Raw genomic sequence first — 25,824 nt, 5'->3', positions numbered from 1 at the left:
AAAAAAAACCCAAATGGATGGAGCCACCTTTGAATAGGTATTTACCTTTTTGGCTCTAAACAAGGAGGATAATCAGACTGAAAATTGCGACAATATTTATGCAACACTAGTGATAATAAATACAAAAAAAATCTGAAGTAACTATAATCTTAAATGTCAAAAATATATTCAAAAGCAAAATGTTAAACTATAATGAATATACTGAATATTCTAGTCTGAATAGTAAATAGATAGAAGGGGGAAGAAGTATGAATTACAAATATGCCAACCGAATAGAAAGAGTAAAACCATCAGCTATTAGAGAACTATTAAAGTTAGGGGCAGATCCATCTATTATTTCATTTGGTGGTGGATATCCAGACCCTGAAATTTTTCCAATAGAAAAATTACGAAAAGTGTATGATCAGGTTTTACAGGAAGAGGGAAGATTAGCACTTCAATATACTGGTACAGAAGGATTAATGGCGTTAAGAGAGAAGTTAGTGAATCGGGTAAAGCAGATTGGTATCAGCTGTTGTGTCGATAACCTTTTTATAATTCAAGGAGGTCAACAAGGGTTAGACCTTGCAGCGAAAGCTTTTATTGACAAAGGAGATATCATTATAACGGAAAATCCAACTTTTTTAGGTGCACTTGCTGCATTTAATCCATATGAGCCAGAATATGTAGGTGTATCTATGGATGAAGATGGTATGCGAATGGACGAGCTGGAAGCAGCTTTACAGAAGCATCCAAATGTGAAACTCATTTATACAGTTCCTGAATTTCAGAATCCAACTGGAGTGACAATGAGCTTGGAGCGAAGAAAGACATTAGTGGAATTAGCGAATAAGCATAATGTTGTCATTGTCGAAGACAGTCCGTATCGTGAAATACGTTATGAAGGGGAAGATTTACCATCTATTAAAAGTTTCGACACGGAAGGAAGAGTCATTCATATTGGTAGTTTTTCTAAAATCCTTAGCCCAGGATTACGTCTTGGCTGGTTAATTGCTGACCGTGCTTTAGCGGAGAAACTAAGTTTATTAAAAATGGCTTCCGATACGCAAAATTCAACCTTAAATATGTATGCAGTGAACCGGTTTATGGATATGTATGATTTAGATGAACATATCGTACATATTCGCGAAACATATAAACATAAAAAAGAGTTGATGTTTCAAACTTTACACGAAGCTTTTCCAAAGAGTGTAGCCTATACAAATCCTCAAGGTGGATTGTTTACATGGCTTACCTTTCCACAGCATATTGATACCAAAATCTTGATGCAGGAACGTAGTTTGCCTATCGCGAAAGTGGGCTATGTTCCAGGAGAAAGCTTCTTCCCTAATATTCAAGAGAAAAATCATTGTCGAATTAATTATTCCTATATGTCAGAAGAGAATATTATTAGAGGTATTACAAATTTAGGAAAGTTAGTGCAAGAAATATGTTAGGTGTACTTTTTTGATTTACAAAAAATAAAAGTAAGTTACTTTTAATAACTTTTTAAATAAAAGTAAGTCGTATTATTTGCAATTGAATAATCTCAGTATTAGGATAAAAATGTAGTGAAAATTTTTAAAAAAATACGGAGGTTAAAATGATGAAAATTGGAATTATCTTAGGTAGTACTCGTCAAGGAAGAGTAAGTCCACAAGTTGGAGCATGGGTGAAAGAAATAGCTGACAAGCGTGGGGATGCTGAATATGAAATCGTTGATATTGCAGAGTTCAACTTACCATTTTTAGGAGCAGCAGAAGGGCAAGAAAATGTGGCAGCTTGGAATGAAAAATTAGCAAGTCTTGACGGATTTGTTTTTGTAGTAGCTGAGTATAATCATAGTATTACTGGTGCATTGAAAAATGCTTTAGATTCTGCAAGAGAAACTTGGAATAATAAAGCAGCTGGAATTGTGAGTTATGGTTCAACTGGTGGAGCACGTGCAGCAGAACATTTAAGAGGAATTCTAGGAGAACTGCAAGTCGCAGACGTTCGTGTTCATCCAACCCTTTCTTTATTTACTGATTTTGAGAACTTCACAACATTTAAGCCATCTTCTCTTCATCTAGAAAATATCAATGCAATGCTTGATCAAGTAGTAGCTTGGAGCACAGCATTAAAAACAATTCGTGGATAATGGTGATACATAGAGTAAGGCTTTCAAAGCCTTACTCTTTTGGAAATAAAATGATATCCGGTCGAGAAATTTTTGGAAAGTCATTTTAAGAATACGAAAAATGGGTATTATATATATGAAAAAATTTTCGATTGGCCTCTATAAATGAGTGCATTTTTAGAGGCGATTAAAAACCGTCGCTCATACTATGGTCTTAGCAAAGAACAGGTAGTGTCTGTGAAAAAATCCAAGAAGTTGTGAATGAAGCGGTGCTTCATACACCATCATCCTTCAATTCTCAAGAGTAGTGATTTTATTAAAGGAACAGCATGATAGACTTTGGGATATAACAGCAGATGAATTGCAAAAAATTGTTCCAGCTGAAAATTTTGCTACCACTAAAGAGAAAATTAGTTCCTTTAAGGCTGGCTATGGAACGATATTATTTTTTGAAGATCAAGAAGTAGTAGAAGGGTTACAAAAGCAGTTTGCGCTCTATGCTGAGAATTTTCCAATTTGGGCAAATCAAACAAATGCAATGCATCAATTAGTCATCTGGACTGCATTGGAAGAAGTAGGGTTCGGAGCTTCCTTACAGCACTATAACCCTCTAATTGATGAGGCTGTACAGGTGGAATGGGATATACCATCTTCTTGGAAGCTCGTTGCACAAATGCCATTTGGTAAGCCAACAATAGAACCAGGAGAAAAAGAATTTAAGCCGTTAGAAGATCGCGTGAAAATTTTTAAATAGAGCTTGTTTTAGAAGGACTCCTGAAAAAGGAGTTTTTCTATTGCACGAAGTATGACCTTTCCTTTAAAGAAGGTAGAGTTTAAAAGGAATTATTTAGTAGTCTGAATACAGGTAGATTTATGCAGGTTTTAGCGAGACAGATGAGACAAGGAAAAATCTTGCCCATGGAAAGCTATGTGTATTTAGGCTGCTCATATAGTGCAACAAACTATATGAAAACAGTCAAAGCAAAATAAAAGTAATATTCCTACTACTGTGATAGGATGATAACATCACTATAAAGAAGGTGGAAACATGAAAATTGAAGTATGGTCAGACTATGTGTGCCCATTTTGCTATATTGGAAAACGCCGTTTAGAGATGGCTTTAGAACAATTTCCTTACAAAGATCAAGTTGAAGTAGAATTTAAGAGCTTTGAATTAGATCCTAATGCTGAAATGTATGCTGGTAAAAGTATTCATGAAGTTCTTGCTGGTAAATATAGAATGAGTGTAGAAGAAGCGAAAAATGCGAATAGTAATGTTGGAAGTCAAGCAGCAAGTACAGGCTTGAAATATGATTTTGATAACATGAAACCAACAAATACATTTGATGCACACCGTTTAACAAAGTATGCACAAACAGTCGGAAAAGAAAAAGAGCTAACCGAGAAATTATTGTATTCTTACTTTACAGAAGGAAAATTAATAAGTGATCATAATACGTTAGTAGGAATAGGAAAATCAGTAGGACTTGAAGAAGAGGATCAACGAAAAGTATTAGCAGATTCAACAAGTTTTGCAAATGACGTCAGAATTGACGAGGCACTAGCAAGTCAAATTGGCGTAACAGGTGTTCCATTCTTTGTTATTAATCAAAAATACTCTATCTCAGGCGCTCAACCTTTAGAGACATTCAAGCGGGTTCTTGAACAAGTATGGCAGGAAGATCATCCAACCCCTAAATTTCAAGATCTTTCAGGTGCAGGTACAGAAGGTGCGGTATGTACAGATGAAGGCTGCGAAATTCCGAAAAAATAATCACATTTATATCATAAAATGAAAGGCTGGGACAAAATATCCCAACTAAATATAAATCCGAACAATTATACGTAAATGCTGATTGAAAAGTTCGTATAATTGTTTGGGGTTTTATTCATTTTAAGAAGGAAGGTTTGTGGTGATCACCCGCAGCCAGCATACACTTCGCTTTCCATGGGGCGAGCCCTCGTTCCTGCAGGGTCTTGGACTTTCTCGCAGCTCCATAGGAGTCTACGTGTATTCAGTCTGCTTCGTATTTCCTACTCATTATATTTTCTTTTTAAAAAAAGGATGAAACGAGTTGGTTTCGCTACTAAATGAGAGATTGTTCGTCTTTACCCATTAGATATTTTGTTTTGTCACATCCTCTTTCTGCATTTCCCCCTTTTTCATCAACAGTTACTTTTCCTAAATCTCCTATTACCGATATGGTTTTCTGATTTTTTTTGAAAGCGTTTTTAAAAAGGTATACGATTTATAAGGAAATGTATTATACTATAAATAGAGATTTCAAGGGTGCATTTTTAAAGTATAGACTTTTGTAATTAAATGCTTATAATTAAAAAGACATTTTGTTTTCGTTGAAAAAAGCAAGATTATATTTTATCCCACACTTAACGGGCAGTAAGACTCCCCCCTCAAGCTTATGAGAATACGAGGAAGATAGGTGGGAGATCAACTGTCCGTGAAGGTCCGATTGGTTCAACTAACCATCAGTGGAAGATGAGGAAAACCTCACTGATAGAGTCTTCGTTATAGATTATTTTTTATTAATTAAGGTGGTTCGTTTATGAACAAGTATGAAGCAATAGCAGTTGAAGTGAAACGTCGTATTAAAGAAAACTTTTATCCATTAGATCATCCAATTCCAGATGAAATATCTTTGTCTAAAGAGTTTTCATGTAGCAGAATGACCATGAAAAGAGCATTAGACAAACTAGTAATGGAAGGACTTCTGTATCGAAAAAGAGGGCATGGAACTTTTATTGTTCAATCGGCACTACATGATAGTAGGGTAAATGTGCTAACGAATGAAATATTAGGATTGTCTAAGCTGTTAGATGGAGAAAAGATAGAGAGTAAAATCATTAAATTTGAAGTTCATTTTCCTTCTGAAGAGGTTGCAGCACACTTAGCAATTGATGTGAAAACACCTGTTTACTATTTAATTAGATTACGCTCTGTAAAAAACGAACCATATGTTTTAGAAATTACGTATATGCCAACAACCGTAATTACTGGTTTAAATGATGAGGTGTTATATGGATCAGTTTATGAGCATATTACAAAAACCTTAGGGTTAACAATAGCTGGATCTCATCGGAAAATAAGAGCATGCAAATCGGCTGAATTAGATCATGAACATCTTGAATGTGAATTGAATGATCCAATTTTAGAAGTAGAGCATGTGGGTTATTTAAATAATGGTGTTCCATTTGAATATTCTTTTTCCCGTCATCGTTACGATAAATTTGAGGTAACAACCGTAAATTTAAAGCGGTAAATAGATATGGAAAAGCGATGTTTATAAAAGTAGGAAAAAGACTTAATAAAAAAGCAGTTATCATTTTCTTTGTGATAACTGCTTTTTTGCAAAAAAAAATGATGAAAAAACTATTTACATTTACGTTACGTCAACGTTTACGATTAAATTGTCAGGAGGTGAAAAAATGGAGTATACCATAAATGCATTAGGAAAGTTAGCAGGAGTAAGTACGAGAACGTTACGCTATTATGATGAAATTGGCCTTCTTAAGCCGGCGAGAATCAATTCATCAGGATATCGGATTTATGGACAAAAAGAGGTAGATTTATTACAGCAAATTCTTTTTTATCGTGAACTAGATGTCCCATTAGAAACAATTAAGAAAATGATGGCTTTTCCTTCTTTTGACGTCAAAGAAGCTTTAAAGGAGCATCATGAAAAACTTCTGGCAAAAAATCAACAGATTCAGCAATTAATTATAAATGTTGAAAAAACGATGAAAACATTAGAAGGGAGAACGACCATGTCTGATAAGGAAAAATTTGAAGGGTTCAAAAAGAAATTAGTAGATGATAATGAAGCAAAGTATGGAAAAGAAATTAGAGAAAAGTATGGAGAAGACACAATTAATCAATCTAATGCAAAACTAATGAATATGTCTGAAAGTGCGTATCGTAACATGGTAGAAGTAGAGACAGAGCTTTTTTCAACATTAAAAAAAGCAGTAAAAGAAGGTAATCCAGCAGGAGAAGCAGCCCAAAAAGCTGCAGATTTGCATAAACAATGGCTTTCTTTTACATGGCCGGAGTATAAAAAAGAGGCTCATGCAGGATTGGCAGAAATGTATGTTGCCGATGAACGTTTTACCTCTTATTATGATAAAGAGCAAGTTGGAACAACTGCCTTTTTACGAGATGCAATTTTAATTTATACAGGAGTGACTTCTGATAGCTAGGTAATAATAAAAAAGTTCCTTGATTCTCTTTTGCACTTACCCCTGTCAAGTAGACAATGAAAAAAAGAGTATATTAAGCTGCGGCCTTTTCTCGATATTCAATCGGGGAAAGGTCGTTATATTTTTTCTGAAATCGTTCGTGATTGTAATAGAAAATATATTCGTTTACAGCTTTGTAAGCTTCCTCATACGTTTTTGGTGCAACTAAATAAAGCTTTTCTGTTTTTAAATGTGAAAAGAACGACTCTATACATGCATTATCAAAACAATTTCCTTTTCTAGAATGGCTACCGACTATTTTCATACCTTCTAAAAGCTTTTGATATCGCTTAGTTGTATATTGAAATCCTTGGTCAGAATGTAAAAGTGTTTCTCCATTCTTAATTAAAGATGGATTTAATTTAATTACTGTATTTTGCACTAATTCTAAATCATTTCTAGTAGACATTTCCCATGCTACAATCTCATTATTATAAAGGTCCAAAACGGCTGATAAATAAACAAATGAATTATGTCCAATTCGAATATATGTAATATCCGTCACAAGCTTCTGATAGTAATTTTCTGCGTAGAAATTTTGATTAAGAATGTTAGGAAATACTATAGAGCCTCTTCTTCCATAGAAAGGACGTTTTTTTCGAATAACAGAACGAATTCCTAAATCTCTCATTAACCTTCTAACACGTTTGTGGTTTATAAAAATCCCAATTTCCTCTTTGATCATCAAAGGACTCTCCATTTTGTACTTTCTTAACCCATTCTGCTATTTGGGCATCACTCTTAATACCGAACGTTTCCCGTAACATTCGGTAAGACCAACCTTCCTCCAATTTTAAACGCACTACTTCCTTTTTTAGACCTTCTGTATATTGTGAAAAGGTTTGTCCTTTTTTGGCCATAAAAAATCCCCTCCAGATAGACTATTAAGAACATAATAACATGCTCTCTCTTTTTTTACAGTCTACCTGTAGGGGATAATATCAAAAATCCCCTCTTTTTAATGAATAGCTGATCGAATTATTTTTCTGCTAAATATGTAGCCAAGCTTAACCAATTGTTTTCAATTAAGGTAGGAAGTTGGGTTTTATCTCCTTTTGATAGACACTCAATAATTTCTTGATGCTGTTCAATCGACTTTTGCCCATCGAAAGAATTAAATTTTAGTAACTCCAGTCGGCGAATTTTTGGAAGAAGGCGACCTAGAGCTATAACTATTTCTGGATTTTGAGATGCCTCTAAAATAACTGCATGGAATTGATCATCCTTTTGGATTGCTTGAAATTTATCCGCTGCTTTTAGAGCTTTAGCAAATTCGTTATTAATTGCTGTCATTTGTTCAACATGTGCGGAAGATAAAGTAGTTAAAGCCAATTTAGCCGCTAATGCATGAAGGGAGGCTACTACTGTAAAGGCATGCATCGCTTGATCTACTTCAATTAAACTAACAATTGTTTCTGAACCTGGAGAAGTTACAATTAATCCTTCATCCTCCAATTTTTTGAGTGCTTCTCGTACTGGAGTTCTACTTACACCGAATTGTTCAGCCAATGTTTTATCATTAATTCTTTCACCGGGCTTTAATTCAAGATGAATGATTGCTAATTTTAATCGTTCATATATTTGTTCTCTTAATGATAGACGAGGAATTTGCGTAATATTTTTCATAGCAATAATATATCATATTTTGGTTATATTAGTGGAAAAGAGCTTCATTCATAAATTTGTCATTATTTATTATTTTACTTTTATACCATACCGGGGTATGATATATGTATACAAAATAAGCAAGGGGGAGTTTTATTGGAGAATAATGAACAGGAAATGGAAAGTTGTCATATCACTAGTGACAGAAGAAGTCACCATTCAGATAAAGTAAAGCAAAACTTAGTTACTAGATTAAATCGAATTGAAGGACAAATTCGAGGGATAAAAGGTTTGATCGAAAAAGATACGTATTGTGATGATGTTATTACGCAAATTTCAGCGACTCAATCTGCTTTAAATAGTGTAGCAAAGATTTTATTAGAAGGTCATTTAAAAAACTGTGTGGTAGAGCGTATCCAAGAGGGTGATATGGAAGTAGTGGATGAGGTTCTAACCACAATTCAAAAACTAATGAAAAAATAAGGAGTGTTCTAAATGGAAAACGTAACATTAAAAGTGGAAGGTATGTCTTGTAATCATTGTGTAAAAGCAGTTGAAGGAAGTGTAGGCGAGCTTGCTGGTGTATCTGATGTTAAAGTTAATTTAAAAGAAGGCTTAGTTGATGTTTCATTCAATGCTAATGAAGTAGCACTAGAAACAATCAAAGAAACTATTGATGAGCAAGGTTATGATGTGAAGTAATTTAATTAGGAAAATGTGCTGTTATAACTGCACATTTTTATTTTCAATAAAATATACCCTATATAGGTATAAGGAGTTTTGTGATATGGCGGAACAAAGTGTCATGAAAAGTAAGGAGAAAATAAAGGAACAAACCTTTGAAATTACGGGAATGACTTGCGCTGCTTGTGCCACTCGTATAGAAAAAGGACTAAATAAAATGCAAGGCGTTGAAAATGCAACGGTTAATTTGGCACTGGAAAAAGCAACCGTTAAATATAGAGATGGTGAACTTTCCCCAATGGAAATAAAAGAAAAGGTGGAAGGGTTAGGGTATGGCATAGTAACGGAAAAACTTGAATTAGATATTTCAGGAATGACTTGTGCTGCCTGTGCAACAAGAATTGAAAAAGGTCTTAATAAAATGACTGGTGTAAACAAGGCAACGGTTAATCTTGCCTTAGAAAATGCTACCATTGAGTACAATCCAGCAAATATTGTTCCAGATGAACTAATTGGTAAAATAAATAAACTTGGCTATGGAGCAACGAAGAAGGAATCAGAACAAGTCACTGTAAATCAAAAAGAAGCGGAATTAAAGAGACAAAAACGAAAATTTATATTCTCCATGATTTTATCTCTGCCACTTTTATGGGCAATGGTTGGTCACTTTTCCTTTACATCTTTTATATATGTTCCAGATCTTTTTATGAATCCATGGGTACAAATGGCGCTAGCCACCCCTGTTCAATTTCTTGTCGGGAAACAGTTTTATATAGGTGCATATAAAGCTTTGAAAAATAAGAGTGCCAATATGGATGTTCTTGTGGCATTAGGAACTTCTGCGGCTTATTTTTATAGTGTTTATTTATCTTTCGAGTCATTAGGTCATTTTGGCCATCCTGTAGGACTTTATTTTGAAACAAGTGCCATTTTGATTACCTTAATTATTTTAGGAAAATTATTCGAAACGAAAGCAAAAGGAAGATCTTCGGAAGCGATAAAAAAATTAATGGGCCTGCAAGCGAAAACGGCATTTGTTATTCGCGGTGGGGAACAGATGGAAATACCTTTGGAAGAAGTTTTAACAGGAGAAGTTCTTCTTGTAAAACCTGGTGAAAAAATTCCTGTTGATGGGGAAATTATCGAAGGACAGTCAGCCGTTGATGAATCGATGTTAACTGGCGAAAGTATTCCGGTTGATAAACAAGCAGGCGACACGGTAATTGGAGCAACAATAAATAAAAATGGCTTTTTAAAACTGAAGGCAACCAAGGTTGGCAAAGAGACAGCACTAGCTCAAATTATTAAAGTGGTCGAAGAAGCACAGGGTTCTAAGGCGCCAATTCAGCGTTTGGCTGATCATATTTCTGGTATTTTTGTTCCAATTGTAGTAGGTCTTGCCCTTCTTACATTCTTTGTCTGGTATTTTGTTATCACACCTGGCGACTTTGCAGAAAGTCTAGAGAAGTTAATTGCAGTATTGGTTATCGCATGTCCTTGCGCGCTTGGGCTTGCTACTCCAACTTCCATTATGGCAGGTTCGGGTAGAGCAGCAGAATATGGTATTTTATTTAAAGGTGGAGAACACCTAGAAATGACTCATAAGATTGATACTATTTTATTAGATAAAACGGGAACAGTAACAAATGGAAAACCTGTTTTAACAGATATAGTAACAGAATGGGAAGAAGAAGAATTACTATCCTTAGTTGGAGCAGCAGAAAGTAAATCAGAGCATCCTCTTGCTGAGGCAATTGTCAAAGGAATAACCGATCGTGGGATTGTTCTTCCGGAAACAGCTGACTTTGAAGCAATTCCAGGTTTTGGAATTCGAGCGAATGTGGATGGTAATGACCTATTAGTCGGAACACGGCGATTGATGGATCGTTATCGGATAAATGTTGGAAAAATTCTTCCTAGGATGAAAGAGCTAGAAGCTCAAGGGAAAACTGCAATGCTTATAAGTGTTAATGGCAAATATGCTGGACTCCTGGCAGTAGCGGATACCATTAAACAAACTTCAAAAGCGGCAATTAAACGATTGAAGCAGATGAATTTAGATGTCATTATGATTACGGGAGATAACCAGCAAACAGCAGAGGCAATCGGAAGACAAGCAGGAATTGATCACATCATTGCAGAGGTTCTGCCAGATGGAAAGGCAGATGCTGTGAAAAAGCTGCAACAAAAAGGAAAAAAAGTAGCGATGGTTGGGGATGGAATCAATGATGCACCTGCACTAGCACTAGCAGATATTGGAATGGCTATTGGAACAGGAACAGATATTGCCATGGAAGCAGCAGATATTACACTTATTCGTGGAGATCTACAAGCCATTGCAGATAGTATTTTAATAAGTAGAAAAACAATTACAAACATAAAGCAAAATTTATTTTGGGCTTTTGGCTACAATACACTTGGAATACCAGTTGCGGCAATTGGTTTGCTTGCCCCATGGTTAGCTGGTGCCGCAATGGCATTTAGTTCTGTGTCTGTTGTATTAAATGCCCTTCGCTTGCAACGATTAAAACTGTAAAGGGGAAAACAATTTTCTGTTTGTTTCATAATCTAAGCCACTTTATCTCATACTAGAATTGTACGTAATAACTACTAGCAGGAGGTAACGAACATGGCGAAGCAGAAAAAGTCTGAAGTAAACAACCAATGGGCAACTGCTAATACAGAAGTTACAAGTAAAAAGCAGCATAAGACAGCAACAGATAACCAATGGGCTTCTACTAATAAGAAACAGTAATGATTTTTGCTGAAAATAAAAGCATACCAATAGCAAAATTGGTATGCCTTTTAGATTGTTTAGCTGTTACTTTTTGCAGCTTCCTGCATGGCTTTAAAGCGTTCACTATCATCTGGATTACCAAAGCTTCGTTGATTTGTGTCGAGAGAAGTAATGGTCTTAATATCGTCTGCATCAAGAGCAAAGTCAAATAAATCAGCATTTTCGATAATACGTTGCTCATGAACAGATTTAGGAATAATTATCGTATCGCGATCTAAATGCCATCTTAAAATAACTTGAGCAACTGTTTTATTATGTTTTTTGGCAATCTCAGCTAGAGCTGGTGAATCAAATAATCCATTCTTTCCTTGACCAAGTGGAGCCCAAGCTTCATGTGCAATATCATGCTGTGCCAAATAATTTCTTAATTCCACCTGCTGAAATAACGGATGTGTTTCTACTTGATTTAACATTGGCGTTATTTTTGCAGTTTCAGCTAATTTCTCAAAATGATGAATTTGGAAATTACATACACCAATTGCACGGACTAACCCTTCTTCATAAAGATCTTCAAGTGCTCTCCATGTTTCTTCAAAACCAGGTGCTGCCCAGTGAATAAGGTAAAGATCTAAATAATCTAATTGTAGCTTTCTTAATGATTCACGAAATGCTTTTTTTGTTTCTTCATAGCCGAAATCCGTAACCCAAACCTTTGTCGTAATAAATAATTCTTCACGTGGTACGCCAGCTGCTTTAATAGCATTGCCTACAAACTCTTCATTTTCATATCTTGTTGCGGTATCAATAGAGCGATATCCATTTTTAATGGCAGCAAGTACACTTTGTTCACATTCTTTTGGATCATTTACTAAAAAAACCCCAAAGCCTAAATAAGGAATTTCTACGCCATTGCTTAGTTTCTTTGTCGCATTGATTGATAAATCCATCCTGTCACCCCGTTAGAATAATTTTTTCTATCCTAAGAGTAGCGGTTTCTTAGGAGATTTTCAAATAATTGAGATGGGGAACGGGGGAAAGTAAGAGTTGGAAAGTCGCAAGTAAGAGTTGGGAAGTCGCAAGTAAGAGTCGGGAAGTCGCAAGTAAGAGTTGGGAAGTCGCAAGTAAGAGTTGGAAAGTCGCAAGTAAGAGGTGGGAAGTCGCAAGTAAGAATTGGGAAGTCGCAAGTAAGAGTTGGGAAGTCGCAAGTAAGAGTTGGAAAGTCGCAAGTAAGAGTTGGAAAGTCGCAAGTAAGAGTTGGAAAGTCGCAAGTAAGAGTTGGGAAGTCGCAAGTAACCCTCAAAGAACTGCAAGCAAACAGCCAATATTTACGAATTAGATACATCCTTAAGTTTGCTATTTACTTGCAATCGTCATAAAAATAGTTTCAAGCCAACTCCAATAGGGAAAAGTCCTAACAACCTCGTCTACATACAAAGAAAAACCCTCCACAAAATAGAGGGTTATTCTACCAAGACGCTATTATTTTACTGTTTCAGGAACACTTAAGCCTAAACCTTCAGCAACTTTTGTGCCATACTCAGGATCTGCTTTGTAGAAGTGACCGATTTGACGAAGTTTGATTTCTTCTAATGCTACAGGTTTCATTGCGCCAACAATGTTTGCCACTAATCTTTCTCGTTCTTCTGTAGACATTAAACGATATAAATCTCCTGCTTGTGTGTAATGATCATTGTGATCGAATGCAACACTTTCTGCAACTCCAGATACAGCAAATGGAGTTGTTTTGTTTTCAGGAGTTTCTTTTGGACCACTAAAGCTATTTGGCTCGTAGTATACTGAACCGCCACCATTGCCATCAAAGCGCATTTGACCATCACGTTGATAGTTATTTACTTCGTTGCGAGGACGGTTAATTGGAAGTGAATTATGGTTTGCACCTACACGGTAACGATGTGCATCACTGTACGCAAATAAACGGCCTTGTAGCATTTTGTCTGGTGAAACCTCTACACCAGGTACTAATGTTCCAGGGGAGAATGTAGCTTGCTCCACTTCTGCAAAGTAATTCTCTGGATTACGATCAAGTACCATACGACCAACTTCGATTAATGGATAGTCTTTTTGTGACCATACTTTTGTTACATCGAATGGATCAAAACGATACGTATCTGCATCCTCTAAAGGCATAATTTGAACATAAAGTGTCCAAGCAGGAAAATCTCCTTTTTCAATAGCGTTAAATAAATCTTCTGTATGATAATCAGGATTTTCCCCAGCAAGTTTAGCTGCTAGATTCACATCAAGGTTTTTAACCCCTTGTTCTGTTTTAAAATGATATTTAACCCAAACGCCTTCTCCATCTTTGTTTACCCATTTAAAGGTATGGCTTCCGAATCCGTGCATATGACGAAGTGTTGCAGGAATACCACGATCTGACATAAGAATTGTTACTTGGTGCAAAGATTCAGGTGAATGAGACCAAAAATCCCATACAGCTGTTGGATTTTTTAAATGTGTTTTTGGATCTCTTTTTTGAGTATGGATAAAGTCAGGAAATTTAATCGCATCCCGAATAAAGAATACAGGTGTATTATTGCCAACAATATCATAATTTCCATCTTCTGTATAAAACTTCACAGCAAATCCACGCGGATCACGAACGGTATCAGCAGAGCCTAGTTCCCCAGCAACTGTTGAAAAACGAATAAACATGGATGTTCTTTTTCCAACTTCAGATAAGAAGTTAGCTTTTGTGTATTTTGTTAAGTCATTGGTTACTTCGAAGTAACCATGAGCTCCTGCCCCTTTAGCGTGCACAACGCGCTCAGGTACACGTTCTCTATTAAAATGAGCTAATTTCTCAAGTAAATGTACATCTTGAATTAAAGTAGGACCACGATGTCCGGCAGTTATGGAATTTTGGTTGTCTCCAACTGGTGCTCCCCAGCTAGTCGTTAATCGATTGTTTGACATATAAAAAATCACCTCATAATTTAGTTCTTTAGCATATGTATATTATAATATCATCTCTAAATAAAAAATCAATATAATTTTATAATAATTATAAATAAGTTTTTTAGGAAAATAGTTTGAAAGGTAATTATAAGCTAATAAACGCTTGAAATATGACGGTAATAAGAGAACGTAAGGAAAAACTAATAGAGAACAGATATACATGAATGAGAATAAGAGAAGGAGGAAAGAAGCTAATCTATTTATAGAGAGGAGTATTATATTATCCGCTACATTTTATGAGAGCAGTAACCGATTTATTCCTAATAATCTGCTAGGATATAGGCTGTGTTTCCCTTATAATAAAAGAAAGATTTTTGTCGGACATAGATCATAGGGGGCATTATTTGATGTTGCGGAAGGAATTAGCGAAAGAAAAAAGCATTTTATTAATTGGGTTTATGGGAGTTGGGAAAACGACGCTTGGGAAAGCGCTAGCGGATAAACTCCAACGGGAATTTGTAGATGTTGATCATCAATTAGAAATTATATATAACATGAAGATTACGGAAATATTTAGCCATTATGGAGAAGCATTTTTTCGAGAAAAGGAGAAAGAGATAATCAAAGTGCTCACAGAACAGAAAGGAAAGGTTATATCTTTAGGAGGTGGGGCTTTTCTGCAAGAAGACGTTCGTAACGTCTGTCTAGAGAATGGGATTGTCTTATATTTAGATATGTCCTTTGAAGCATGGAAGGAGAGAATTCCCTTTATAATCGATAGCAGACCAGTACTGCATGGAAAGTCAGAGGAAGACATAAAGGAATTATTTAATGTGAGAAAAGAATTATATACTAACCACCATTTGAAAGTCACCATGGATGGGAAAGAGCTAGAGGAAATAATAGACTCTATTGTACATTCATTGAGTCTCATAAAAAAGTAAGTTGTTGGAGGGAAAAAGGTGAGCAAAAGCATAAAGGTAAGAGAAGTCATCATTGGGGACGGAATGCCAAAAATTTGCGTTTCTCTTATTGGTAGAACAGAACAAGAATTAAGGGAAGAAGCAGTCTTACTTAAAGAACGGGAAATCGATATAATCGAATGGCGTGCCGATTATTTTTCAGAAGTAGATAATATTAATAGAGTGACACAAGTACTTCCCCACTTAAGAAAAACGATTGGGAATATTCCTTTACTATTCACTTTTCGTACCTTGAAAGAGGGAGGAGAGAGACAGATAGACGAGGAAGACTATTTCTCTTTAAATAAAAGTGTATTAGAGACGGGAATGATTGATTTACTCGATATTGAATTATTTATGGAAGAAGTGACAATTAAACAGGTAATAGATATGGCACATTCTCATCAAATTGCTGTCATTTTATCTAATCACGATTTTGAAAAAACTCCGTCGAAGGAAGAAATTATTTTTCGGTTGCAAAAGGCACAGCAACTAGGTGCAGATATACCAAAAATTGCGGTAATGCCTCAATCTGTAAAGGATGTTTTAACATTATTAGATGCGACGGCTACGATGAAGGAAAAGGCACCAGATCAACCGATTGTAACGATGTCCATGGGAGGAAGAGGAGCTGTGAGCAGAATGGCAGGAGAAATATTTGGCTCAGCTATTACATTTGCTGCAGCAAAGAAGGCATCTGCTCCAGGGCAAATTCCTATAGAAGAGTTGAGAAATATATTAACTGTAGTACATAAAAGTTTATGATAAGGAATTCGCATAAGAAACGTATGTTACACCGTTCTTATGCGAATTTCTTTTTATTTTTTGGCTGTTTTCTAAAGGATTGTTGTTTTTCAATAGGAAAAAAGAATTAGTTGAAAAATGGAGCCGCCGGAATACACGAAGACTCCTGTGGGATTAGCGCGAGCCCCGCGGAAAGCGAAGTGTATTCCAGCTGCGGGTAATCGCAACAAATTTTACAAAAAAAGCCTGTTTTTTTGAACAGTGCCTTCATAATACTTGCTTACTTTAAGAAAAAGTTGATACACTCATGATTAAATAATACCCATTAAGGGAGCGTAAAAAAATGGAAGTAAATGAAAGATTAGCACAAACAAAATCATTCTTTTCAACACAAGCAACATTGCCACTTGCTTTTCGAATAGAACAATTAGAAAAATTGAGAAATGCTATTGTAGAAAAGGAGCAAATCCTTTTAAAAGCATTGCAGAAAGATTTAGGAAAGCATCCTTTTGAGTCGTATGCCTCGGAAATTGGATTTGTGCTTCAGAGCATTCGTCATACAATAAAACATCTAAAAAAATGGATGAAACCAAAAAAAGTAAGAAGTACGTGGAGTCTATTTCCTTCTAAGGGAGAAATTTTAAATGAGCCATATGGAACGGTCCTTATTATAGGTCCTTTTAATTATCCTTTTCAATTATTGATTGAACCTTTAATTGGCGCAATTGCTGCGGGCAACTGTGCAATTTTAAAGCCTTCAGAACTTGTGCCAACTGTTTCAGCCGTTGTAACGGAAATGATTAATACTACCTTTGAGCCAGCTTATATCAGTTCGGTTGAAGGAGGAGTGGAGACAAATCAAGCATTGATCCATGCTAATTTTGATTATATTTTCTTTACAGGCAGTACGAAGGTAGGGAAGATTGTGATGGAAGCCGCGGCTCAGCATTTAACTCCTGTAACACTGGAGCTAGGGGGGAAAAGTCCTGTCATTATCGATGAAACGGCTAACTTAACGATAGCGGCTAAGCGTATAATATGGGGTAAGACTTTAAACGCAGGCCAAACATGTGTGGCGCCAGATTATATTATGGTTCATGAATCAGTTAAAGAATCCTTCATCGTAGAAATGAAAAAAACGCTAGTAAACTATTTTGGAGAAACGATTGAAGATAAAGAGGATTTTGGCAGAATTGTGAGTGAACGACATTTTCTTCGCTTAAGAGAAATGCTAGAAGTAGATCGGAAAGCTATACTGTTTGGAGGGAAAAGTAATCGAGATACACGTTTTATTGAACCAACGATTTTGGACGCTACATGGGATTCAGCAACGATGCAAGAAGAAATCTTTGGGCCGATATTGCCTATTCTAACTTATAAAGAACTAGAGAAAGCAATCGAATCGATTAGAAAGCTAGATAAACCGTTAGCCCTCTATCTTTTCACGAACAATAAGGAGACGGAAACGAAAGTGCTTCGTGCCATTTCCTCAGGTGGAGTTTGTATTAATGATGTGTTAACCCATATTGTTCCTCCTAATTTACCCTTTGGTGGAGTAGGTGCATCTGGAATGGGAGCTTATCACGGTGAATACAGTTTCACCACTTTCTCTCATCAAAAAAGTATACTCAGAAAGAGTACAAGAGTTGATATTCCAATTCTTTATCCACCATATACAGAAAAGAAAGAGAAAATGATTCGTAAAGTGCTTAAATAATTATGGGAGGGCTATTTTGTTGGCAAATACACTTTTTGAAGAAGCAAAATTGTTTATTGATACAGCCTATAAGGAACTGAATAAATCAGAAGCAGCAATCGAAAATCGTCTAATACAAATAGAAAAAGAGATCAATGAAAATGGGGATTATGAGCATACGAAAGAAGAATTAATATATGGTGCAAAAATGGCATGGCGTAATAGTAATCGCTGTATCGGTCGATTGTTTTGGGAAAATCTCCATGTAATAGATAAGCGGCATGTTAAAACAGAAGAAGAAGTAAAAGATGCGCTGTTTCATCATATTTCCTATGCGACAAATGGCGGGAAAATTAAGCCAACCATTACTATTTTTCAGCAAAAAAAGAGGAATTCTTCTTTCCGAATATGGAATTATCAACTTATCCGTTATGCAGGGTATGAAACAGAAGAAGGAATAATCGGGGATCCTGATTCAATCGCTTTTACATATGAGTGTTTAAAGCTTGGCTGGACGGGGGAGAAAACAAATTTTGATATTCTTCCACTTGTTATTCAAATAAATGAGCAAAAGCCGAAGCTTTATGAAATTCCTAAAGAGCTTATATTAGAAGTGCCTATTCAACATCCGGAATATCCATGGTTTGAGGAGCTCGCTTTGAAATGGTACTCTGTACCGATTATTTCGAGCATGCGCCTTGAAATTGGCGGTATTTCTTATACAGCAGCACCTTTTAACGGCTGGTATATGGGTACGGAGATTGGCGCAAGAAATTTAGCAGACGAAAATCGCTATAATATGCTGCCAAGAATTGGCGAATGGCTTGGTTTGAACATGAAAAAAAATGTGACCCTTTGGAAGGATAAAGCTCTAGTGGAATTAAATGTTGCTGTACTGGATTCATTTCAAAAAGTAGGGGTAACAATTGTCGATCACCATACAGCAGCACAGCAATTTAAGACGTTTGAGAATAAAGAAAAAGGGAGAGATATTACGGGGAATTGGGCATGGTTGATACCACCGCTATCTCCTGCAACTACCCATATATTTCATAAACGATACAATAACGATGTGAAAAAACCAAATTATTTTAATCAAAAAAACCCATTTGCCTAAATGGTAGAATAAGAGTGGAACTTTTTGTATAGATTAGTTCCCTCTAAATTCCGTAATTCCAAATGTTTGATCATAGTTATAACCATTAAAATAAATATCTAAATCATGAAAATATCGATGCAGATTTCGCATAGCAACTCGATCATCCTTCTCTGCCACTACTTTCGCATTTGTTGCAATATCATTTATGTCATCGGCAATTTGTTCATCGGCAACTTTAATGTCCTTTAGCCCATCCAGAATAGATATTGCCGCTTCTTTTTGCTTTTCGTAGCTTGTTGTTTCAAGTCTTCCCCATCCTAGTGATTCGTTATAAAAATCATGCCAATTAGAAATAAATGTATGTCCACTAGTGCCATTTGTTAAAACAACAACTTCTTCATCAACAGGCGTATTAACTTGCTTTGTATCAAAGTTTTCTTCTGTTTCAGTGGAAGCTTGTTTTACTACAGAGCGCTCATTTTCTGTCTGTAAGGGAGATTTCTTGTCAAAAAGTGCTTGCATAACAAAAAAGGAAGAAACACTAATTGCTGTAACGGATAGTAAAATAATCATAGTCCAAGTCCAAAATTTCATATGTGAAATATTACCTCCTTTTGAAATGTTCAACTATTAGTCTATCATTTGTCAAATATGAATTCAATCAAGCAAAACTAGTTGAATAAATTCAATCAAGCTGGACAACGTAACAAAAAAGGGGAGTGTTAGGATGGACGGAGAAAAACATTTACCTAAGGAATTTAATTATCGCATGCACCACTTATTGGATCATTTACAAGATAAAATTGAAAATCTAAAGCAGACGATGGTCGAAAAAGATTGCTGTATCTTGAATGACTTTGAAGAAGTAAATAAGTTATTTAAAAGTATCCATCACAATGCAGCTACATTTTATTTGCAACTATATTTAGAGCCTTATACGAAGCATCTAGAAATTCTTACTGTATGTGCACAAGCTCTATCCGAAAAACGCCATGGTGCATTAATTGCCATTAAGCGAAAAGATGCTATTGATACACTTGTTCATTCTGGAGTTCCGTTGCATGCAAAATTGTCGGCATCTTTATTAGAAGCAATTTTCTATCCAGGCAATCCATTGCACGATGGGGGAGTGTTAATCGAGGAAGATACGATTATATCTGCGGGGAATATTTTTCCTTCTGCAGTCCACTTTAAAGGTAAGGAAAAAGTAGGGACAAGACACCGTGCAGCTATTGGTTTAAGTGAGATATCTGATGCGTTAGTGATGGTTGTATCAGAAGAAACAGGAAGAATATCATTTGCCTTAAGCGGCGCATTGTATCCAATCCAGCCTGGAGGTATAAGCTTGTAGCATGTCTTTATAAAAAGAGATAGCAAAGGGATAACCTTATAATTAATGAAACAATGAAAAAAAGACCATTTTTGGTCTTTTCAGTTTGTCGACAAAAAGATTTTTAGAAACTTACATTGAATTTTCATGCGTTGCTTGGAGTGGAAGGGGGGAGACTCCTGTGGGATTAGCGAGACAGCTTAGACTCTGTAGGCTGTAAACAGACAGCGGCTAAGCGCGAGCCCCACGGAAAGCGAACCCCTGGAGCGGAAAGCAACAGCGCTGTTCAAAGGGACTAATAAAGAAGAGGCTGGGACAAAACTAGATAGCCAATCTGTAAAGACGAACAATCTCTAATTTATCTCTTAAATAAAGGTTTCTTTTATACAATGGTTATTTATGTTTTTAAATATAGTCAAGTGTAAAAACTAATTCGTTCCATTGCGCTACAGAAACTCGCTTTCCGCGGGGAGCAACCTAAGCCTCCTCGGCTAAAGCCTGTGGGGTCTTAGGTTTTGCTCTACTTCCCGCAGGAGTCGAGTGTCTTCCGCTCCATTCCACTCTGTTTTTAAAGGCAATTCCCTAAAAAATATTGTTTTTTTAGAAAAAATGAATTAGTAGGAAATATGGAGCAGCCTGAATACACGTAGACTCCTATGGGAGCTGCGAGAAAGTCCGAGACCCTGCAGGCCATAGGCCGAAGCGGCTCGGCGCTCGCCCCATGGAAAGCGAAGTGTATTCAGGCTGCGGATATTAACACTAACTGTACTGAAACAGCCTTTTATAAAACTAATAAAACCCGAACAATCATTTAGGATTATTTGATAGTTGTTCGGGTTTATCTATGACTGGAATACTTATGTCCCAGCCTCTTCTTGAAGTGTTCCTCTTGTTTCAGCATTTTTTTCAAAACTGATGCCGGCGTGAACCATTTTTTTTACCAACTCAGGTCTTAGTCCAGTAATAATTGCACTGCACCCCATCATCGAAATGCCTGCCAGAACTTTTTCGAAATAATCAATTACATCCATTTCCATTATTGCGGTACCAGAAAGATCTATTACTAATGTCTGGATTCTGGATTCTGCTATATCATTTAGTACTTTTTCCTCAATTATTTTAATTCGGTACGAATCGATCGAGCCGATTAATGGTAAAACCGAAACAGAGTGCTTTATAGGAATGATTGGGACGGATAAATGTTCAACCATTTCTCTTTGTTTATGTATCATTTCATCTTTATAGTGGGAATAGCTAAGGAAAAAATTATTTAAAAACTGGTCTATCTTTTCATTAAATAATTTTTCCATACTGTAATAATCTTCACGATTATGCAGTATATTCTTTTCTTCATCAATGATGCTAATAAAATGCCATAAAGTCCTCCTAATTGCTTGAACCCATTCAAGCTTCAACTCTAGAGTTAAAGAGTGCTTTGCCCATGCAATTCCTTCTACTTTCGCAAAAGTAACGAGATCTTCCTCTTGTTGATCTACTGTGTAAAAAATTAATTTTTTCGCATTTTTTAATAAATCAATATTACCTTTAGTTAATATGTCTGTAATTTTGGTGGAAACGTTTGTTGCTTCCGTAAGTAATTTTTGGTTAAATATTTTTTCATTATCATTAATGAAATGCTTTAATTCTTCCTTTATGTACATTATCGTATTCATTTCCGTTGCTCCCATAGATAAAATTAAGGTAGAAAAACACTAATTTACACAAATCATAGATTTTGATAATAGCTATTTACCCTATTAATAACATGATTAAACCTAAAAAGATTGAATTTTGGATCTTATCTCCCATATGAGTATGAAATTTTGTAACTAAGAGAGAGGATTCTAAATGTTGGAGTAAAATTTCCTCTGCATCTATAGATACATATTCCTTTTTTTTACATAACGATAATTATTTTATGTAAAGGCTTTCAACTATGGTGTACAATAAATAAAAAAAGTAATAAGGGAGATGGGAGATTGGTACACATTTTATCAAATGGCGTCTATAAGTTTTGCGAATGGGTAACACGACTGGCTTATGTAAATATACTATGGCTCTGCTTTACTGTTTTAGGCTTAGGTTTATTCGGATGGATGCCAGCAAGTATCGCAATGTTTGCTGTGACAAAAAAATGGGTGAATGGGGAAACCGATATCCGTATTTTTCCTGTCTTTTGGAATAGCTATAAGCAAGATTGGTGGAAAGGCAATATTCTTGGAATAATTTTTGCCATTACCTTCTTTTTATTTTATCTGGATTTTCGGATTATCGGAACTTTTGAAGGAAATACAACACTTTTGCTTTTCGTTATGCTTGGCTTGTTTCTGTCTGTTAGTACTACTTTTTTTATCTTCTACCTGTCTTCACTTATTACGATCTTAGGTTATTAGAGTATATAATATAATGACTAGTAATATGATGATTAGCAGTGGAAACAATCAATTTTTTTATAATGGGTTATTTCATGAGATAGAAAAAATTCCGTATCTTCCGAATACGAAGGTTGGCTACCAAATACAGACATTGGACGGAGAGAAATACTTTATAACCCATACAACTTCCTCATATCTGGTTGTCGTATCAACATCCTGAACGAATGCATGTAAATAAAAATGGGACTATTATGAGCCATGGAGCGAGACAGCACGTTTGCACAAATAATGCCTATTTTCGTGAGAAAGCTGCTATTATTACAGAGGCTCTTGCCAAAAGCTTAGGGAAACTATCAGGTGTAATTGCTTGGCTGCTAGATAATGAATTTAAATGCCATGTTGGAGAGTGCTATTGTGATACCTGTAAATCCGAATGGCATGGTTGGTTAAAGCGCAAGTATAAAACAATTGAACAGTTAAATACAGCATGGGGTACCCAGATATGGAGCCAATATTATCAATCATTTGAGCAAATCCCGCAGCCTAGTACAACGCCATTTTTGCACAATGCCTCCTTGCAAACAATGTATAAATTATTCACACATGAGAAAATAGCGGAGTTTGCTAAAGAACAAGCCGCTATTATTCGTTCCTACTCAGATGTACCCATTACACATAATGCCACAGTCTTTTTTGATTTGGATCAGGCATTACTATTTGAAAATCTTGATTTTGCATCGTTTGATACATATGCAGTAAAGGAAAATGCCAGCTCCTATTTTATGCTATGTGATTTGTATAGAAATATAAAGAAAGATACTCCTTTTTGGCTGATGGAAACAAGTACTTCCTTTAGTGCTTCCCTTGAAAGATATGCAGCACCACATCCAGATGGATATTTACAAGCTGAAGCAGTGTATGCCTATGCAGCTGGAGCAGAAGGCTTTTGTTACTGGCTTTGGAGACAGCAGCGTACAGGCTGTGAGATTACCCATGGATCTGTTATTAGCGCATGGGGAAAACCGACGATTGGGTATCAAAATGTATTAGAAGTAGAAAGAGTACGGAAGGAATTAGAACCTTTGCTTCTTTCTTCAAAGCCGATGCAAGCAGAGGTGGCCATTTGTTATTCGGACCGGGCAAAAGCTTATTTTCAAACAGAACCATTTAATGGGATTCAGTATAAACAAATTTTAACTGGTTTTTATGAACGATTTATTTCATTAGGAATTTACCGAGACATAATCATGGAACAAGCAGAATTAGATGGGTATAAGTTATTGTTTACGCCATTTATCCCTTATCTTTCCGATGAATATATACAGAAGGCGAAAGCATTTGTAGAGAATGGAGGGATTTGGATAGCAGGTCCGCTAACTGGAGGACGCAGCGGTGAACATGCTATTCATACAGATTGCGCACTTGGAGAGCTAGAAAAACTTGCAGAGGTAGATACATTATTTACGAATCCGTTAGATGGAACTAATACTTTTGGTGAAGCATTTGGTATAACAGCCGAATTAGGCTTATGGAGTACTATTTTTGATACCAAAAAAGGAGAGAATATAGGAGTAATCAAGGAAGGACTAGGTGCGGGCTATTCTTTTATAAAAGAGACGAAAAGAGGTAGAGGCAAGATTGTCATGCTTGGTAGTTTGCCACTTGGTGAACAGGGAGAGAAAATGATAGAAGCGTTAATCCTTCATTATGCAAAAGAAGCTGCTATTAACAGAGAAATGGAAACTACATCGGGTACTGTTCTTATTCCGAGAATCGGAGAAGATGCTACTTATTGGGTTGCAGTAAATATGAATGGGAAAGCAGGCGAAATTACCGTTCCCGAAAATAGGATGGAATGGAGAAGTAATAAAAAACTAGTAAGTGGGACATATGAAATTCCGCCGTTTGATTATAGAGTAATAAAGTACGATTTTTAACTTTCGAGCCTATTTATTATAGGGGTGTTAAAAAAATATTGCGGGGATGCTGGCAACAATCTTTGTGAAAATACTATTACTATAAAAGGTTAAATGGAGGAGGATACGCATGACTAAGAAAATATATGTCCTAGTAGGAACTGGAGGACGTGCGGAGTTTTTCTATGGAGCTATAGCACGCGATTTTAGAGATACTGCAGATTTAGTAGGCTTTTGTGATATCAATCAAACAAGGATGAATTATGCTAATCATTTATTAGAAACAAAGTACTCCTATCAATCAGTTCCTACTTATAAAGCGGATCAGTTTGAACAAATGCTCAAAGAGCTGAAACCAGATTACTGTATTGTTACGACAATGGATCGGACCCATCATACATATATAATAAAGGCAATGGAATTAGGGTGTGACGTCATTACAGAAAAGCCATTGACTATAGATGAAGAAAGAGCGCAATCGATTTTAGAGGCAGTTGAACGGACGAATCGAAAGCTGCGGGTTACCTTTAACTATCGCTATGCCCCGCACAATACAAAAATCAGAGAATTAATTGAAGATGGGGTTATTGGAGATGTGCATGCGGTTCATTTTGAATGGTTGCTTAATACAGAACATGGAGCGGACTATTTTAGAAGATGGCATCGAGACAAACGCAACAGCGGTGGTTTACTTGTTCATAAATCAACCCATCATTTTGATCTTGTGAATTTCTGGCTGCAATCCTATCCAGACACTGTTTTGGCTATGGGAGACTTAATGTTTTATGGCAGAGAAAACGCAGAGAAAAGAGGAGAAACTAAGTTTTATCAAAGAGCTTATGGAAATGATTACGCAAAGTCGGATCATTTTGCCTTACAGTTAGAGGAAAACGAACATTTAAGGGAAATGTATCTTCATGCAGAGAAAGAAGATGGCTATCAACGCGACCAAAGCGTTTTTGGTGATGGGATAAGCACGGAAGATACGTTAGGGCTAATTGCTAAGTTTAAAAATAAAGCTATTCTAACTTATTCCCTACATGCTTATGCACCATGGGAAGGTTTTAATGTTGCTTTTAATGGAACAAAAGGGAGAATCGAAGTCAAAGTGGTGGAAACATCGTATGTTAATTCTGGTGGCACTAAAGAGGAAGAAGGTGCACTTTCCTCAATGAGTCTTACTGTTCATCCAATAGTAGGTAAGCCTTATCGGATTAACCCCCGAATTTTGGACAATAACTCTCTTATTCTTTCATTTCCTCAGTTTTTTATTTTATAGATTTCTTTCATTATTCTTCAAAAAGGCCATGTTGCTTGACATGGAGCCTCTGCGGGCATGATTCTCCTGCCAAGAAGCCAGCTGTTTTACAACATTGGCATCGCCGAACGAGGCTATCATGCCCGCCAC

24 protein-coding genes and 2 pseudogenes are annotated in these 25,824 nt (G+C 36.1%); 19 read left to right on the top strand and 7 right to left on the bottom strand.

The features are described from left to right. Positions 1–248: 248 nt before the first annotated feature. The 6 genes and pseudogenes from HHU08_RS19065 (at position 249) to HHU08_RS19040 (ending at position 6,313) form a co-directional block, all read left to right on the top strand. Complete coding sequence (locus tag HHU08_RS19065) at positions 249–1,436, top strand: aminotransferase-like domain-containing protein (protein ID WP_169189048.1); 1,188 nt, start codon at positions 249–251, stop codon at positions 1,434–1,436. A gap of 149 nt (positions 1,437–1,585) precedes the next feature. Further along, a complete protein-coding gene (locus HHU08_RS19060; RefSeq protein WP_016203829.1) occupies positions 1,586–2,119 on the top strand; it encodes an NADPH-dependent FMN reductase in 534 nt (177 codons plus the stop codon). 144 nt (positions 2,120–2,263) lie between these two features. Beyond that, positions 2,264–2,852 (top strand): annotated as a pseudogene (locus tag HHU08_RS19055) (nitroreductase family protein). 294 nt (positions 2,853–3,146) lie between these two features. Then, a complete protein-coding gene (locus HHU08_RS19050) occupies positions 3,147–3,872 on the top strand; it encodes a DsbA family oxidoreductase (RefSeq protein ID WP_016203827.1) in 726 nt (241 codons plus the stop codon). A 790-nt stretch (positions 3,873–4,662) separates the two neighbouring features. Beyond that, entirely contained in the window at positions 4,663–5,376 is a 714-nt protein-coding gene (locus HHU08_RS19045) for a GntR family transcriptional regulator (RefSeq protein WP_101729253.1), read from the top strand. Positions 5,377–5,542: 166 nt separating this feature from the next. Beyond that, entirely contained in the window at positions 5,543–6,313 is a 771-nt protein-coding gene (locus tag HHU08_RS19040; protein ID WP_016202495.1) for a MerR family transcriptional regulator, read from the top strand. Positions 6,314–6,386: 73 nt separating this feature from the next. On the opposite strand, the pseudogene HHU08_RS19035 reads toward HHU08_RS19040, so the two are convergent. Both HHU08_RS19035 and HHU08_RS19030 read right to left on the bottom strand, forming a co-directional pair. Beyond that, positions 6,387–7,212, bottom strand: a pseudogene (locus HHU08_RS19035) (IS3 family transposase). Positions 7,213–7,330: 118 nt separating this feature from the next. Next, on the bottom strand, positions 7,331–7,978 hold the full coding sequence (locus tag HHU08_RS19030; RefSeq protein WP_016202493.1) for a GntR family transcriptional regulator: 648 nt from the start codon (positions 7,976–7,978) through the stop codon (positions 7,331–7,333). 156 nt (positions 7,979–8,134) lie between these two features. On the opposite strand from HHU08_RS19030, the gene HHU08_RS19025 reads away from it, so the two are divergent. The 4 genes from HHU08_RS19025 (at position 8,135) to HHU08_RS25535 (ending at position 11,396) form a co-directional block, all read left to right on the top strand. Further along, positions 8,135–8,440: a metal-sensitive transcriptional regulator gene (locus tag HHU08_RS19025; RefSeq protein ID WP_040343087.1), complete on the top strand. Its 306-nt coding sequence runs from the start codon at positions 8,135–8,137 to the stop codon at positions 8,438–8,440. Between the two features lie 12 nt (positions 8,441–8,452). Beyond that, positions 8,453–8,659 carry a copper chaperone CopZ gene (gene copZ, locus HHU08_RS19020; protein ID WP_016202491.1) on the top strand — a complete coding sequence of 69 codons (207 nt, stop codon included), beginning with the start codon at positions 8,453–8,455 and terminating at the stop codon, positions 8,657–8,659. 85 nt (positions 8,660–8,744) lie between these two features. Continuing rightward, on the top strand, positions 8,745–11,177 hold the full coding sequence (locus HHU08_RS19015; protein ID WP_224428237.1) for a heavy metal translocating P-type ATPase: 2,433 nt from the start codon (positions 8,745–8,747) through the stop codon (positions 11,175–11,177). A gap of 93 nt (positions 11,178–11,270) precedes the next feature. Then, on the top strand, positions 11,271–11,396 hold the full coding sequence (locus HHU08_RS25535; RefSeq protein ID WP_263479846.1) for a hypothetical protein: 126 nt from the start codon (positions 11,271–11,273) through the stop codon (positions 11,394–11,396). A 59-nt stretch (positions 11,397–11,455) separates the two neighbouring features. On the opposite strand, the gene HHU08_RS19010 is transcribed toward HHU08_RS25535, so the two are convergent. Further along, on the bottom strand, positions 11,456–12,325 hold the full coding sequence (locus tag HHU08_RS19010; protein ID WP_016202489.1) for an aldo/keto reductase: 870 nt from the start codon (positions 12,323–12,325) through the stop codon (positions 11,456–11,458). Between the two features lie 68 nt (positions 12,326–12,393). Here HHU08_RS19010 and HHU08_RS19005 point away from each other — a divergent pair, with 68 nt between their 5' ends. Further along, positions 12,394–12,714, top strand: coding sequence for a hypothetical protein (locus HHU08_RS19005; RefSeq protein WP_169189047.1), 321 nt, complete (start codon positions 12,394–12,396; stop codon positions 12,712–12,714). 143 nt (positions 12,715–12,857) lie between these two features. Here the strand turns inward: HHU08_RS19005 and katA are convergent, their stop codons facing one another. Next, complete coding sequence (katA, locus tag HHU08_RS19000; RefSeq protein WP_169189046.1) at positions 12,858–14,312, bottom strand: catalase KatA; 1,455 nt, start codon at positions 14,310–14,312, stop codon at positions 12,858–12,860. A 389-nt stretch (positions 14,313–14,701) separates the two neighbouring features. Between katA and HHU08_RS18995 the strand changes: the two genes are divergently transcribed. The 4 genes from HHU08_RS18995 (at position 14,702) to HHU08_RS18980 (ending at position 18,813) form a co-directional block, all read left to right on the top strand. After that, positions 14,702–15,238, top strand: a complete 537-nt coding sequence (locus tag HHU08_RS18995) for a shikimate kinase (protein WP_169189045.1) — start codon at positions 14,702–14,704, stop codon at positions 15,236–15,238. 18 nt (positions 15,239–15,256) lie between these two features. Beyond that, positions 15,257–16,021: a type I 3-dehydroquinate dehydratase gene (aroD, locus tag HHU08_RS18990; protein ID WP_016202486.1), complete on the top strand. Its 765-nt coding sequence runs from the start codon at positions 15,257–15,259 to the stop codon at positions 16,019–16,021. A 322-nt stretch (positions 16,022–16,343) separates the two neighbouring features. Further along, on the top strand, positions 16,344–17,717 hold the full coding sequence (locus tag HHU08_RS18985; protein WP_016202485.1) for an aldehyde dehydrogenase: 1,374 nt from the start codon (positions 16,344–16,346) through the stop codon (positions 17,715–17,717). 19 nt (positions 17,718–17,736) lie between these two features. Further along, on the top strand, positions 17,737–18,813 hold the full coding sequence (locus HHU08_RS18980; RefSeq protein WP_169189044.1) for a nitric oxide synthase oxygenase: 1,077 nt from the start codon (positions 17,737–17,739) through the stop codon (positions 18,811–18,813). 33 nt (positions 18,814–18,846) lie between these two features. Here the strand turns inward: HHU08_RS18980 and HHU08_RS18975 are convergent, their stop codons facing one another. Next, on the bottom strand, positions 18,847–19,389 hold the full coding sequence (locus HHU08_RS18975; RefSeq protein ID WP_169189043.1) for a hypothetical protein: 543 nt from the start codon (positions 19,387–19,389) through the stop codon (positions 18,847–18,849). A 133-nt stretch (positions 19,390–19,522) separates the two neighbouring features. Here HHU08_RS18975 and cdaS point away from each other — a divergent pair, with 133 nt between their 5' ends. Continuing rightward, a complete protein-coding gene (gene cdaS / locus HHU08_RS18970; protein WP_016202482.1) occupies positions 19,523–20,146 on the top strand; it encodes a sporulation-specific diadenylate cyclase CdaS in 624 nt (207 codons plus the stop codon). Positions 20,147–20,982: 836 nt separating this feature from the next. On the opposite strand, the gene HHU08_RS18965 is transcribed toward cdaS, so the two are convergent. Beyond that, complete coding sequence (locus HHU08_RS18965; protein WP_169189042.1) at positions 20,983–21,798, bottom strand: STAS domain-containing protein; 816 nt, start codon at positions 21,796–21,798, stop codon at positions 20,983–20,985. Between the two features lie 306 nt (positions 21,799–22,104). On the opposite strand from HHU08_RS18965, the gene HHU08_RS18960 reads away from it, so the two are divergent. The 3 genes from HHU08_RS18960 to HHU08_RS18950 all read left to right on the top strand — a co-directional run bounded on the left by HHU08_RS18960 (position 22,105) and on the right by HHU08_RS18950 (position 25,695). Then, positions 22,105–22,518 carry a YesL family protein gene (locus HHU08_RS18960; RefSeq protein ID WP_169189041.1) on the top strand — a complete coding sequence of 138 codons (414 nt, stop codon included), beginning with the start codon at positions 22,105–22,107 and terminating at the stop codon, positions 22,516–22,518. A 182-nt stretch (positions 22,519–22,700) separates the two neighbouring features. After that, entirely contained in the window at positions 22,701–24,437 is a 1,737-nt protein-coding gene (locus HHU08_RS18955; protein WP_328823043.1) for a beta-galactosidase, read from the top strand. A gap of 109 nt (positions 24,438–24,546) precedes the next feature. Further along, on the top strand, positions 24,547–25,695 hold the full coding sequence (locus HHU08_RS18950; RefSeq protein WP_235678826.1) for a Gfo/Idh/MocA family protein: 1,149 nt from the start codon (positions 24,547–24,549) through the stop codon (positions 25,693–25,695). On the opposite strand, the gene HHU08_RS25530 is transcribed toward HHU08_RS18950, so the two are convergent. After that, positions 25,690–25,815 carry a hypothetical protein gene (locus HHU08_RS25530; RefSeq protein ID WP_263479876.1) on the bottom strand — a complete coding sequence of 42 codons (126 nt, stop codon included), beginning with the start codon at positions 25,813–25,815 and terminating at the stop codon, positions 25,690–25,692. The genes HHU08_RS18950 and HHU08_RS25530 overlap by 6 nt on opposite strands. Positions 25,816–25,824: the final 9 nt, after the last annotated feature.

This window comes from Niallia alba (assembly GCF_012933555.1).
Taxonomy (GTDB): domain Bacteria; phylum Bacillota; class Bacilli; order Bacillales; family Cytobacillaceae; genus Niallia; species Niallia alba.
This window is presented reverse-complemented; position numbering and strand designations above follow the sequence as displayed.

What these genes read in the sequence shown, in the direction of transcription:
- HHU08_RS19065 (WP_169189048.1), top strand. Translation starts at nt 249, where the DNA reads ATGAATTACAAATATGCCAACCGAATAGAAAGAGTAAAACCATCAGCT.
- HHU08_RS19060 (WP_016203829.1), top strand. Translation starts at nt 1,586, where the DNA reads ATGAAAATTGGAATTATCTTAGGTAGTACTCGTCAAGGAAGAGTAAGT.
- HHU08_RS19050 (WP_016203827.1), top strand. Translation starts at nt 3,147, where the DNA reads ATGAAAATTGAAGTATGGTCAGACTATGTGTGCCCATTTTGCTATATT.
- HHU08_RS19045 (WP_101729253.1), top strand. Translation starts at nt 4,663, where the DNA reads ATGAACAAGTATGAAGCAATAGCAGTTGAAGTGAAACGTCGTATTAAA.
- HHU08_RS19040 (WP_016202495.1), top strand. Translation starts at nt 5,543, where the DNA reads ATGGAGTATACCATAAATGCATTAGGAAAGTTAGCAGGAGTAAGTACG.
- HHU08_RS19030 (WP_016202493.1), bottom strand. Translation starts at nt 7,978, where the DNA reads ATGAAAAATATTACGCAAATTCCTCGTCTATCATTAAGAGAACAAATA.
- HHU08_RS19025 (WP_040343087.1), top strand. Translation starts at nt 8,135, where the DNA reads ATGGAAAGTTGTCATATCACTAGTGACAGAAGAAGTCACCATTCAGAT.
- copZ (WP_016202491.1), top strand. Translation starts at nt 8,453, where the DNA reads ATGGAAAACGTAACATTAAAAGTGGAAGGTATGTCTTGTAATCATTGT.
- HHU08_RS19015 (WP_224428237.1), top strand. Translation starts at nt 8,745, where the DNA reads ATGGCGGAACAAAGTGTCATGAAAAGTAAGGAGAAAATAAAGGAACAA.
- HHU08_RS25535 (WP_263479846.1), top strand. Translation starts at nt 11,271, where the DNA reads ATGGCGAAGCAGAAAAAGTCTGAAGTAAACAACCAATGGGCAACTGCT.
- HHU08_RS19010 (WP_016202489.1), bottom strand. Translation starts at nt 12,325, where the DNA reads ATGGATTTATCAATCAATGCGACAAAGAAACTAAGCAATGGCGTAGAA.
- katA (WP_169189046.1), bottom strand. Translation starts at nt 14,312, where the DNA reads ATGTCAAACAATCGATTAACGACTAGCTGGGGAGCACCAGTTGGAGAC.
- HHU08_RS18995 (WP_169189045.1), top strand. Translation starts at nt 14,702, where the DNA reads ATGTTGCGGAAGGAATTAGCGAAAGAAAAAAGCATTTTATTAATTGGG.
- HHU08_RS18985 (WP_016202485.1), top strand. Translation starts at nt 16,344, where the DNA reads ATGGAAGTAAATGAAAGATTAGCACAAACAAAATCATTCTTTTCAACA.
- HHU08_RS18975 (WP_169189043.1), bottom strand. Translation starts at nt 19,389, where the DNA reads ATGAAATTTTGGACTTGGACTATGATTATTTTACTATCCGTTACAGCA.
- cdaS (WP_016202482.1), top strand. Translation starts at nt 19,523, where the DNA reads ATGGACGGAGAAAAACATTTACCTAAGGAATTTAATTATCGCATGCAC.
- HHU08_RS18965 (WP_169189042.1), bottom strand. Translation starts at nt 21,798, where the DNA reads ATGAATACGATAATGTACATAAAGGAAGAATTAAAGCATTTCATTAAT.
- HHU08_RS18950 (WP_235678826.1), top strand. Translation starts at nt 24,547, where the DNA reads ATGACTAAGAAAATATATGTCCTAGTAGGAACTGGAGGACGTGCGGAG.
- HHU08_RS25530 (WP_263479876.1), bottom strand. Translation starts at nt 25,815, where the DNA reads ATGATAGCCTCGTTCGGCGATGCCAATGTTGTAAAACAGCTGGCTTCT.